9 protein-coding genes are annotated in these 12,191 nt (G+C 65.8%); all 9 read left to right on the top strand.

Annotation, left to right across the window (positions count from 1 at the left end):
- Positions 1 to 5: 5 nt before the first annotated feature.
- The 9 genes from EGY25_RS00535 (at position 6) to EGY25_RS00495 (ending at position 12,181) form a co-directional block, all read left to right on the top strand.
- Positions 6 to 1,142, top strand: a complete 1,137-nt coding sequence (locus EGY25_RS00535; RefSeq protein ID WP_135193113.1) for an isobutyryl-CoA dehydrogenase — start codon at positions 6 to 8, stop codon at positions 1,140 to 1,142.
- Complete coding sequence (locus tag EGY25_RS00530) at positions 1,139 to 2,188, top strand: enoyl-CoA hydratase/isomerase family protein (RefSeq protein WP_135193112.1); 1,050 nt, start codon at positions 1,139 to 1,141, stop codon at positions 2,186 to 2,188. Before EGY25_RS00535 ends, EGY25_RS00530 begins: the two co-directional genes overlap by 4 nt.
- Positions 2,163 to 3,119, top strand: coding sequence for a 3-hydroxyisobutyrate dehydrogenase (gene mmsB / locus EGY25_RS00525; protein ID WP_209307918.1), 957 nt, complete (start codon positions 2,163 to 2,165; stop codon positions 3,117 to 3,119). Before EGY25_RS00530 ends, mmsB begins: the two co-directional genes overlap by 26 nt.
- Positions 3,120 to 3,535: 416 nt before the next feature.
- A complete protein-coding gene (locus EGY25_RS00520) occupies positions 3,536 to 4,543 on the top strand; it encodes a LacI family DNA-binding transcriptional regulator (RefSeq protein ID WP_135193110.1) in 1,008 nt (335 codons plus the stop codon).
- Positions 4,544 to 4,593: 50 nt separating this feature from the next.
- A complete protein-coding gene (locus EGY25_RS00515) occupies positions 4,594 to 7,617 on the top strand; it encodes a TonB-dependent receptor (RefSeq protein WP_135193109.1) in 3,024 nt (1,007 codons plus the stop codon).
- A gap of 79 nt (positions 7,618 to 7,696) precedes the next feature.
- Positions 7,697 to 9,175: a glucoamylase family protein gene (locus EGY25_RS00510; protein WP_135193108.1), complete on the top strand. Its 1,479-nt coding sequence runs from the start codon at positions 7,697 to 7,699 to the stop codon at positions 9,173 to 9,175.
- Positions 9,172 to 10,440, top strand: coding sequence for a sugar ABC transporter substrate-binding protein (locus tag EGY25_RS00505; RefSeq protein WP_209307916.1), 1,269 nt, complete (start codon positions 9,172 to 9,174; stop codon positions 10,438 to 10,440). The genes EGY25_RS00510 and EGY25_RS00505 overlap by 4 nt, the downstream gene beginning before the upstream one ends.
- Positions 10,437 to 11,369: a carbohydrate ABC transporter permease gene (locus tag EGY25_RS00500; RefSeq protein WP_245159281.1), complete on the top strand. Its 933-nt coding sequence runs from the start codon at positions 10,437 to 10,439 to the stop codon at positions 11,367 to 11,369. The genes EGY25_RS00505 and EGY25_RS00500 overlap by 4 nt, the downstream gene beginning before the upstream one ends.
- Positions 11,366 to 12,181, top strand: coding sequence for a carbohydrate ABC transporter permease (locus tag EGY25_RS00495; RefSeq protein WP_135193107.1), 816 nt, complete (start codon positions 11,366 to 11,368; stop codon positions 12,179 to 12,181). Before EGY25_RS00500 ends, EGY25_RS00495 begins: the two co-directional genes overlap by 4 nt.
- The last annotated feature ends 10 nt before the right edge of the window (positions 12,182 to 12,191 follow it).

Below are 12,191 nucleotides of genomic sequence, written 5' to 3'. Positions count from 1 at the left end.
TCGCCATGGATTTCGCCCTTACCGACGACCAGCGCGCCATTCAGGACGCGGCCCGCACCTTTTCCGACGCTGAGCTGGCGCCGCACTCGGCCCGCTGGGACGAGGACAAGTATTTCCCCGTCGATGTGATGAAACAGGCGGCCGAGATGGGCTTCTGCGGCATCTACACGGCTGAGGAGCATGGCGGCATGGCGCTGGGCCGGGTCGAGGCGGCGCTGATCTTCGAGGAGCTGTCGCGCGGCGACGTGGCGACAGCGGCCTTCATCTCGATCCACAATATGGCGACGTGGATGATCGACCGGTTCGGGTCGGACGATCTACGCGGTCGGTTCGTGCCGGATCTGGTCGGCATGGAGAAGATCGCCAGCTACTGCCTCACTGAGCCCGGCTCAGGCTCTGACGCGGCGGCGCTGCGGACCACGGCGGTGCGTGACGGCGACCACTATGTGCTGAACGGGTCCAAGGCCTTCATCTCGGGCGCGGGGACCAGCGACCTCTATGTCGTCATGGTCCGCACGGGCGGGGAGGGGGCCAAGGGCGTGTCCGCCATCGTCGTCGAGGCCGGGACGCCCGGCCTGTCGTTCGGGGCGCAGGAGCGCAAGATGGGCTGGAACGCTCAGCCCACCGCCATCGTACAGTTCGATGACTGCCGCGTGCCTGTCGCCAACCTGCTGGGGGAAGAAGGCGCGGGCTTCCGCTATGCGATGGCCGGGCTGGACGGCGGGCGGCTGAACATCGCCGCCTGTTCGCTGGGCGGGGCGCGGCTGGCGCTGGAGACGGCCCAGGATTACGTCGCGACCCGCAAACAGTTCAGCCGTCCAATCGGCGAGTTCCAGGCGCTGCAGTTCCGCCTAGCCGACATGGCGACGGATCTGGAGGCGGCGCGGCTGATGGTGCTGCGCGGCGCCTGGGCCATCGACAACGATCATCCGGAAAAGACCAAATGGTGCGCCATGGCCAAGCGGCTGGCCACCGACGCCTGTTTCCAGATCGCGGATGAGGCGCTGCAACTGCACGGCGGCTATGGCTATCTGAAGGACTATCCGCTGGAGCGGATCGTGCGCGATCTGCGGGTTCACCGCATCCTGGAAGGCACCAACGAGATCATGCGCGTGATCATCGCGCGGGAGATGGCGCGATGAGCGAAGCCGAGGTCATCACCCGCATCGAAGCCGGCGTCGGCCGCATCACCCTGAACCGGCCCAAGGCGATCCATGCGCTGAACCGGTCGATGTGCGAGGCGATGATTGCGGCGCTTTTGGAGTGGCGCGAGGATGCGGCGGTCAAGTCCGTCCTGATCGACCATGCGGGCGAGCGCGGGTTCTGTGCGGGCGGCGACATCCGCATGATCGCGGATTCGGGCGCGAGCGACGGCGTGGACGCCAAGGCCTTCTTCCTGGCCGAATACCGGCTCAACGCCCTGATGTTCGGTTATCCCAAGCCGATCACGGCGATCGTTGACGGCATCGTCATGGGCGGCGGGGTCGGGATTTCGGAGCCGGCGGATGTCCGCATCGCCACCGAACGCACCACCTACGCCATGCCGGAGACGGGCATCGGCCTGTATCCCGAGGTCGGGGGCGGGTGGTTCCTGCCGCGTCTGCCGGGCCAGACCGGCGTCTGGATCGGCCTGACGGGCGCACGGCTGAAGGCGGCGGATACGGTGGCCCTGGGCATCCACACCCATTTCGTGCCGAGCGACGGCGTCGAGACGTTGAAGGCCGACTTGCTGGCCGAGGCCGCCGATCCGGCTGCGGTCGCCGCCCGTCACGCCAAGGACGCCGGACCTGCGCCTATGACCGCCCATCGCGAGGCCATCGACCGTCTGTTCGCCTTCGACGCTGTCGAGGACATCTTCGCGGCGCTGGAGGCGGACGGGTCGGATTGGGCTCTTACGCAACTGGCGACGCTGAAGACCAAGTCGCCGACCTCATTGAAGGTGACGCTGCGCCACATCCGCGAGGGGGCGAAGGCCGCGTCGTTCGGCGACAATATGGCCGTCGAATACGCCGTCAGTGGCCGTATCGGCGCGACCCACGACTTCCAGGAAGGCGTGCGGGCCGTGATCGTGGACAAGGACAATGCGCCCAAATGGTCCCCGGCGGACCTGTTGGGCGTTACGGATGCGACGCTGGACGCGCTGTTCGCGCCCCCGCCGGACAATGAAAAATGGACGCCGCTGGCCTGACTGCGACGCCGACATAGGGAGAGAGACCATGACCAAGATCGCCTTCATCGGCCTGGGAAACATGGGCGGCGGCATGGCCGCCAACCAGGCCAAGGCGGGCCACGCGGTCGCCGCCTTCGACCTGTCGGCGCAGGCGCTGGAGCGGGCCAGCGCGGCCGGCTGCGTTGCGGCCGCTTCGGTCGCCGAGGCCGTCAAGGACGCCGAGGTCGTCATCACCATGCTGCCGGCCGGGCCGCATGTGCTGAAGGTCTATTCGGAACAGATCATCGGCGCGGCGCCGTCGTCGGCCCTCTTGTTGGACTGCTCGACCATCGACGTGGAGACGGCGCGCAAGGTCGCCGGACTTGCGAAGACGGCGGGCTACGCCTTCGCCGACGCGCCGGTGTCGGGCGGCACGGCGGCGGCGGATGCGGGCACCCTGGCTTTCATGGTCGGTTGCGACGAGGGCGACTTCGCTCGCGTCGAGGCGGCGCTGGAGGCCATGAGCCGGATCACCATCCGTGCGGGCGATCATGGGGCGGGGCAGGCGGCCAAGATCTGCAACAATATGCTGCTGGGCATTTCCATGCTGGGCACGTGCGAGGCCATCGCCCTGGCCGAGAAGCTTGGCCTGGATCCCGAGCGCTTCTTCGAGATCGCGTCCAAGTCCTCGGGCCAATGCTGGAGCGTCACCAGCTACTATCCTTGGCCCGGCCCGGTGCCGACCGCGCCGTCGAACCGCGACTATCAGGGCGGTTTCGCCACGGCCATGATGCTGAAGGATCTGAAACTGGCCCAGGATGCGGCGGCCAAGTCTGGCGCCTCCACGCCGTTGGGCGCCCAGGCGGAGGCCATGTACGCCCTGTTCGACGGCATCGGTCATGGCGGTCGCGACTTTTCGGCCATGCTGCAGATGTTGCGCGGCCGGCTGTCGGATCTGAATCCCGCCTGAAGGTCGATCGATGACGGAGCCCGCGCCCGTCCATGTGCGGGCGTCTTCGTGTCCGGTCGGTTGATTCGACCAGCGCATCGCCGGTGCGACCAAGCCGCGCGGCGCAGCGAGGCCGCGGGGGCGGCGGTCATGCCCTCCGCCGGAAAAGTCCAGCTTCCATAACGGTTTGTCGGAATGTCCGTCTTCGCCCAGCGTTTTCGACGACCAAGCTTCGCTGAAAAATAGCCCGAAATGCGGCCAAACATGGCTTGCGGCTCACATTGCTCCTGTGTCATGTAACCGATTACATCATCTATCGACGGATCTTCGAGAAGGGGCCGGGACGATAGGGAGCAGGGAGAATCCGATTGGACATGGCTGGGCCCAGCGTTGCGTCTGCACGGCAGGAAGGACCGCCTTTCGCCAAGGCCGCCACCATGCGCGACGTAGCCGAACGCGCCCAGGTGTCGGTGGCCTCGGTCTCCCGCGTGCTGAACGGACTGGGCGTGACATCGGACGCGACACGCCAGCGCGTCCTCGATGCCGTAGAGGACCTTCGCTATGTGCCGCACTTCGGCGCCCGCAGCCTGTCGACCAGCAAGAATGACACGATCGGCGTCATCCTGCCCGACCTGTTCGGCGAGTTCTTCTCGGAGCTGATCCGGGGCATGGACTTGGCCGCGCGCGCCCATGGCAAACACCTGATCGTCTCCAGCTCGCATGACGGGGCCGACGACACCCTGGCGGCCGTTCGGTCGATGCGGGGCCGGGTGGACGGCATGATCGTGCTGTCGCCCCATCTGGGCGCCGCGAACCTGGCGTCCGAGTTCGCCGGCCGCATGCCCGTGCTGCTGATGAACGGCGGCACGGCCGAGGCGGGACGCGCCGCCATCATGATCGACAACCACGGCGGCGCCGTCGGCGCTGTCGAACATCTGATCGCCACGGGACGTCGTCGCATCGCCCACATCCGCGGCGCCGCCGGCAATATCGAGGCTGATACGCGTGCGGCGGGCTATGCCGCAGCGCTGGACGGCCATGCCCCCATCATCGTCGAGGGCGACTTCTCCCAGGCCTCGGGCCACCGCGCCGCGACCCAGTTGCTGGCCATGCCTGAGCGGCCCGACGCCGTCTTCGCCGCCAACGACATGATGGCCGTCGGCGCCCTGCTGGCCTTCCAGGAAGCCGGCGTGCGCTGCCCCGAGGACATCGCCGTCGTCGGGTTCGACGACGTGCCCATCGCCGCCCTGATGCGGCCCGCGCTGACCACCATGCGCGTCAATATCGCGGAAATCGGCCGCAGAGGCGTCGAACGCCTGATCGGCCTCGTCCAGGCCGGCCAGCACGCCGACGCCCAGGACACCGCTTGCGAAATCGTTCGGCCGATCCTGGTCGAACGCCAATCCACCGCGGCGGCATCGTCCGCCAGGTTCAACAAAGGGTAGGTCCAGCCATGTCGCCGCAAACCGATCCCATCAGGAGGGGAGAGCTCAGGATGAACCAGTTCAACACGCGTAAGGCCGCCTTGGCCGCCGCATCGGCCATCGCCATAAGCATGGCGTTCGTCGGCGCCGCCCAGGCGCAGAACGCAACGACCACGCTGCGTGGCGCCGTCTTTGACGGTCAGACGGTCGAGGCCGGCGCGACGGTCGTCGCCACCGAAGTCTCCACCGGTTATGCGACCCGCTCGCGCGTCGGCGCAGACGGCCGCTATGTCCTTTCGGGCCTGCGCCCCGGCACCTACCGCGTGCAGGTGACCAGCGCCGACGGCCAGACGGCGGAAGAGACCGTCACCCTGTCGCTGGGGCAGGTCGGCACTCTGAACCTGGACGTGGCCGCAGCAGCCACGACCGCCGCCGCGACGGACGGCGCAACCGAGCTGGGCGAGATCGTCGTCACCGGCCGCCGCGTCTTCGAGGTGCGCACGCCCGAGGTCGCCACTAATGTGACGCAGCAGCAGATCAACAACCTGCCGCAGATCAGCCGCAACTTCCTGAACTTCGCCGCCCTGGCTCCGGGCCTGCGCGTGACCGAAGATGACACGGAACGGACCATCTCGGCAGGCGGCCAGACCGCCCAGGCCATCAACGTCTTCATCGATGGCCAGAACCGCAAGTCTCTGATCAGCGACGGCGGCGTCGCCGGCCAGGACGACAGCCGCGGCACGCCGTTCCCGCAGGGCGCTGTGCAGGAATTCCGCGTTATCAGCCAGAACTTCAAGGCAGAGTATGAGCAGGCCGGATCGGCTATCGTCACGGCCGTGACCCGCTCGGGCACCAACGAGTTCCACGGCGACGCCTTCGTCTTCTACCAGAACCCTGACTGGGTCGCCCAGGATCAGATTTCCGAGCGTCGCGGCGCCGAAAAGGCCCCGGTGCGTCGTCTGCAGTACGGCGCCAGCCTGGGCGGCCCGATCATCCAGGATCGGCTCCACTTCTTCGGCGCCTATGAGCGCAAGGACGAGGAGCGCGTGTCTCAGTCCTTCCTGAACCGCACCGAGTACAACGACTTCTTCGCCGGCGATCTGGGCACTGTCTCGACGCCCTACGAGCAGGACGTCTTCTTCGGCAAGCTGTCATGGCAGGTCGATGACCGCCAGCGCGTGGAACTGAGCACGGAATACAAGACGGAAGAGGACATCCGAGGCGCGGGTGGTCAGAACGCGCCTAGCCGTGCGGCGCGAAACAACGGGGAAACCCAGGCCTTCAACCTGCGTCACCAGTTCCAGGGGCAGCGCTTCCTGAACGAGTTCGCGATCGATTATCTGAAGTCGAGCTACGAACAGTCCGTGATCAACGGCGGCGATTACGGCCGCGAGTACGTCATCTTCCGCGATGACGTCGCTGACGATGAGACTGACCCGAGCACGCTCGGATTCCAATACAACGTGAACAACCGCGACTCGACGGTCTTCACGGCGGGCGGCCGAGCCGATGCTCAATTCCTGGAGCAGAAGAGCCTGACGATCCGCAACGACCTGACCATTCCGGATTTGGAATGGATGGGCACGCACACGATCAAGATCGGTGCGAAATATTCGATGCAGAACTATTTCGTTCAGAAGGATTTCGGGCGTAACCCGACCTTCATCTACGACATCGAAGGCCGGTCCGAGATCAATGGCAGCCAGACGATCCCCGTCGCCGTGAACCTGGGCGTCGCCGTTCCGCCGGCCGATGTCGATAACAACGTCCTTGGCCTTTATATCCAAGACGATTGGCAGATCACCGACAAGCTGGAAATCAACCTCGGTATCCGCTGGGACTACGAGGACAACGCAGTCAACAACGACTACCGCACCCCGGACTCAATCCGGGACATGCTGGCGGCGATCCAGGATCTGCCGGGTTACGATTTCCCGTCCTACTTCAACCCGTCGGACTATATTTCGGACGGTGACCGCAAAGCGTTCAAGGGCGCCTTCCAGCCGCGCTTCGGCTTCTCTTACGATGTGTACGGAGACGAGCGGACGGTGATCTTCGGCGGCGCCGGCCGCTATTATGATCGGGTTGGTTTCAACTTCGCCTTCGACGAGCGGTTCAAGCCCTTCCAGCTGAACAAGACGATCTACTTCTCCAATACCGGCGGTCCGGCTGGCGGACAGAACACGATTGCTTGGGATCCGGCCTATCTGACAGCGGAAGCGCTTGATCCCCTGCTGGCCGCCGCTCCCGGCGCTGGCGAGGTCTTCCTTGTCCAGAACGATTTCGAACCGCCCCGCACGGATCAGTTCAACATCGGCGTGCGCCAGAAGTTCGGTCGCTGGCAGACGGCGCTGACCCTTGCGGCGGGTCACACCGAAGGTGAATCGGCCTGGTATATCGCCAACGCCCTGACGGAGACGGACGGCCGCTTCACCGGACCTAGCCCGACGTCGGTCGGCTACTCGCAGTTCCGTAACTCCATCTTCTTCCAGAGCACGGACAAGGAACGGGACTACAAGGCGATCTACTTCACCGCCGACAAGCCCTACAATGCCGAGGATCGCTGGGGCTTCAATCTCGCCTACACCTATATGGATGCGACCCAGAACGGCAGCCGGGACAACGGCTATGGCGCGTTCGACTTCGACTACAACACGCCGGAACTGTCGCCTGAGTACCGGTCGTCTTCGGACGAACGCCACCGAATCGTGGCGTCCGGCACGCTTGGCCTGCCCGCCGACTTCCTGCTGTCGGGCATCGTCACCCTGGGGTCGGGCCTGCCTTACAACATCAACGACTGCCCGGATGCTCCGGCCGGCGGCCCCAACATCTGCTGGAATGCGGGCAACCCCGAGAAGCGCGCCTTCCTTCCGGGTCTGAACTTCGCATTCCGTCAGGTTGATCTGCGCCTCACCAAGGGCTTCGACGTCTTCGGCGGACAGCGGGTCGAGTTCATCGCCGACGCGATCAACATCTTCAACTTCACCAACTTCAACGCGTACGACACCGGCTTCAACAGCCCACGCTACGGCGCGGGAACCGGGGTCTTCCTGCCGACCCGCAGCTTCCAGGTGGGTCTGCGTTACTCCTTCTAAAAACCTGAGCCTTGGCCGTCTTCCGCTTGTCGGAAGGCGGCCTTTCTTTTTTGATTTCAGTAAAACAGTGAGCGTGCCCATGAACCGCCGAAACTTTCTGATGCGAACGACGGCTGGAGCGGCCGCCTTGGCGGTCGGGGTTCCGGTGGGGGCGGTGGCGCTGGAAGCAGCAGCGGCTCAGCAGGGGACAGGCGCGGTGAACGGCACGCAGCGGCGGCCGCTGCGGCTGGACCGCGAGATCAGCGAGCTTCAGGAACGCACCTTCCGCTGGTTCGAAAAGGTCACGGATCGGCGCACAGGTCTGACGCCGGATCGCTGGCCCAGTCCGTCCTTCTCCTCCATCGCGGCGGTCGGGTTCGCCCTGACCTGCTGGCCCATCGGGGTCGAGCGCCGCTGGATGAGCCGCGACGAGGCGCGAGAGCGTACCCTGATCACCGTCCGCTATTTCCACAGCCTGCCCCAGGGACCGGAGCCGACCGGCACGGCGGGGCACAAGGGCTTCTTCTATCATTTCCTCGATATGGAGACCGGTAATCGCTACCGGACCAATGAGCTGTCGACCGTCGATACGGCCCTGCTGATCGCGGGCATGCTGTTCGCCGCCCGCTATTTCGACCGCGACCATCCCGACGAGGTCGAGATCCGCAGCCGGGTCCAGGCCCTGTACGAGCGGGTCGAGTGGGATTGGGCCGTCGTGCGCGACAACCGGATCACCATGGGCTGGCATCCGGAGAGCGGCTTCATCCCGTCCGACTGGCACGTCTACAACGAGGGCATGCTGGTGCTGTTGCTGGCCATCGGCAGCCCGACCCATCCGGTTTCGGTCAATGTCTGGCACGAATGGGCCGCCAGCTATGATGAGAGCTGGACCGATCAGTGGGGCAGCTGGCACCTGAATTTCGCGCCGATCTTCGGCCACCAGTACAGCCACATGTATATCGACTTCCGCGGCATCCAGGATGCCTGGATGCGGGGGCAGACGGCCCAGTTGGGCGAATATCTGGACTATTTCGAAAACAGCCGCCGCGCGGTCTACGCCCAGCAGAAATATGGCCACGACAATCCGGGCCAGTGGGCAGGCTATTCGTCCGAGACCTGGGGGCTGACGGCTTGCGACGGGCCGGGCGATTTCAAACAGACGATCAACGGCGTCGAGCGCGAGTTCTTCAGCTATTCGGCGCGCGGCCCCGGCGACCGCGACGATGGCACCATCGCCCCCACGGCGGCGGCAAGCTCCATCGCCTTCGCGCCCGAGATCGTCGTGCCCTGCATCAAGGCGATGAAGAGCCGGTTCGGACCGGGGATCTATACCGAGTGGGGCTTCCTCGACAGCTTCAATCCGACCCTGACCCAGCGCGACGGCTCCTTGCAGCACGGCAAGATCTTGGACGGGGTGGGCTGGGTCGCCGACGACTACCTGGGCATCGATCAAGGGCCCATCGTCGGCATGACCGAGAACCATCGCTCCGACTTCATCTGGCGTTACATGCGCGGCGAGCCGCATATTCGTAAGGCGCTGGAGATGGCGGGCTTCACCGGCGGATGGCTGAACGCATGATGCAGACTGCCCACAGGCGCGCCGCGCTGGCCCTGATGGCGGGAGGGGCGGCTGCGGCCTGCACCCCGCGCCGTGACGGCGAGACCGTGCTGCGCTTCTGGGCCATGGGCAACGAGGGCGGGACCGTCGGCGAGCTGATGCCCGAGTTCGAGCGGCGCAATCCCGGCGTCCGGGTCTCGGTCCAGCCCCTGCCGTGGACCGCCGCGCACGAGAAGCTGCTGACCGCCTATGCGGGCGCCTCGCTGCCGGACGTCAGCCAGATCGGCAATACCTGGGTCGCGGAGCTGAGCGCCATCGGCGCCCTGTCGCCGACCCCGCCCGAAGCCGCCGACCTGCTGACCGACCAGTTCCCGGCGGTGCTGGAGACCAACCAGATCGCCGGCTTGGCCATGACCACCCCCTGGTATGTGGACACCCGGCTGCTGTTCTATCGCAAGGATCTGCTGGCCCGCGGGGGCTTCGACGCACCGCCGCAGGACTGGGCCGAATGGAAGCGGGCCATGCACGGGGTCAAGCGGGCGGCGGGCGGCGACAACTACGCCATCCTGCTGCCGCTGAACGAGTTCGAGCAACTGCTTACGTTCGGGCTTCAGATCGACGAGCCGCTGCTGCGCGACCGCGACACGCGGGGCAACTTCTCCAGCCCCGGCTTCATCGCTGCCCTGGCCTTCTATCGCAGCCTGTTCGCAGAAGGGCTGGCCCCCCTGGCGTCTTCGGCGCAGATCTCGAACGTCTGGACCGAGTTCGCGCGCGGCTATTTCAGCTTCTATTTCTCCGGCCCGTGGAGCGTGGGTGATTTCCGCAGCCGTCTGCCGGCGTCGTTTCAGCCGAACTGGGCCACGGCGGGCGTGCCGGGACCGAACGGCCTGGGGGCCTCGGCGCCCGGCGGGTCCAGCCTGGCGGTGTTCAAGTCCTCGCCGCATCAGGACGCGGCCTGGGCCCTGGTCCGCTATCTGTCAGAACCGGCGGTCCAGGCCCGGTTCAACACCATCGTCGGCGACCTGCCGGCGCGCCAGAGCGCCTGGGACATCGCCCAGGTCGAGCGTGACCCGATGCTGGCGCCCTTCCGGGGCCAGCTGGAACGGGCCAAGGCCGTGCCCAAGGTGCCGGAATGGGAGCGGATCGTGACGGAGATGCAGATCGTCGCCGAACGGATGGTGCGTGGCGAATACACGCCCGAAACCGCCGCCGCAGAGATCGACCGCCGCGCCGACCGGCTGCTGGAGAAGCGCCGCTGGATGATCGAACAGGGCAGGGCCGTATGACCGTCGTTGATCCGACATTGGCCCGCGTGAAGCCGTCGCGGGGACGCGCGGCGAGAGAGCGCGCGGCCTGGGCCTTCGTCGCCCCGGCGATGATCGCCATCGGTCTGTTCTTCGCCCTTCCGGTGATCGCGGCCCTGCTGCTCAGCCTGACTGACTTCGACATCTACGCCTTGGCGAACCTCGATAATCTGCGTTTCGTCGGCCTGCAAAACTACGAGCGGCTGATGACCAATCCGCTGTTCTGGGGAGCGATGAAGAACACCCTGACCTTCGCGGTCCTGGGCGTGCCCCTGTCCATTGCGGCCTCCCTGGCGGCGGCGGTGATCCTGAATGCGCGGGTGGTGAAGTGGCGGCCGATCTGGCGGGTCATGTTCTTCGCCCCCTATGTCACCACCCTGGTCGCGACGGCCGTGGTGTGGCGCTATCTGCTGCACACCCGCTACGGCGTCATCAACTGGGGCCTGGAAAGCATCGGCCTGCCCGCCGTGGATTGGCTGGGCGACCCGTCGACCTCGATCCCCGCCATCCTGATGTTCGTGGTCTGGAAGATCTTCGGCTATAATATGCTGATCTTCCTGGCCGTGCTGCAGACCGTGCCGGACGACCTGTACGAGGCCGCCCGCATCGACGGCGCCGGGCCGTGGAAACAGTTCCGCCATGTCACCCTGCCGGCCATTGCGCCCACCATGCTGCTGGTCTCGATCATCTCGGTCGCCAGCTTCTTCCAGCTGTTCGCCGAACCCTATGTGATGACCCAAGGGGGGCCGGCCCAGAGCACGGTGACGGTGCTCTACTTCATGTATGAAGAGGGCTTCAAATGGTGGAACTTGGGCTCGGCCAGCGCCGTGGCCTTCGTCCTGTTCCTGTGCATCCTGGCCATCACCCTGGTCCAGTTGGCGGTGGCGAAGCGCGTAGGGGCGTATCAATGAAAATCCGCGCCATCCTGCTGAACCTTGCCGTCGCCCTCATCGCGCTGGTCGTTCTGTTCCCGCTGGTCTGGATGGTGTCAGTCAGCTTCATGGCGACCGGCGAGGCGGCCGTCTTCCCGCCGCCGCTGCTGCCGTCACATTGGACGCTGGAGCATTACCGCGACCTTTTCCTGAACCAGGGCATGGGGCGGTATCTTTGGAACAGCTTCGCCTTGGCGACACTGGCGACCATCCTGGCGCTCAGCTTCACCGTCCCGGCCGGCTACGCCTTCGCAAAGCTGAAGTTCGCCGGGCGCGAGCGGCTGTTCCAGTTCCTGGTCGCCGCCCTGGTGGTGCCGGCCCAGATCGGCACCCTGCCGCTGTTCCTGATGCTGAAGGGGATGGGGCTGGTGAACACCTATGCCGGGGCGCTGGTGCCCTGGCTGGCCTCGATCTTCGGCCTGTTTTTGGTGCGCCAGTATGCGCTGAGCATTCCCGACGAGATGCTGGAGGCCGCCCGGATCGACGGCGCCAGCGAGGGCCAGATCTTCCGCCGCATCGTCCTGCCGACGCTGCAACCGATCATCGTCACCCTGGGTCTGTTCGTCTTCCTGGGCAGCTGGAACGACTTCCTGTGGCCGCTGATCATCCTGACGGATCAGTCGAACTACACATTGCCGGTCGCGCTGGCCGCCCTGTCGCGCGAACATGTGCAGGACATCGAACTGATGATGGCCGGCGCCGTCGTCACGGTCGCGCCCGTGCTGATCCTCTTCCTCGCCCTGCAACGCTACTACATCCGCGGCATGCTCGCGGGCAGCGTGAAGGGCTGACCAGAACTGC

The organism is Brevundimonas intermedia, from assembly GCF_004614235.1.
Classification (GTDB): Bacteria; Pseudomonadota; Alphaproteobacteria; order Caulobacterales; family Caulobacteraceae; genus Brevundimonas; species Brevundimonas intermedia_A.
This window is presented reverse-complemented; position numbering and strand designations above follow the sequence as displayed.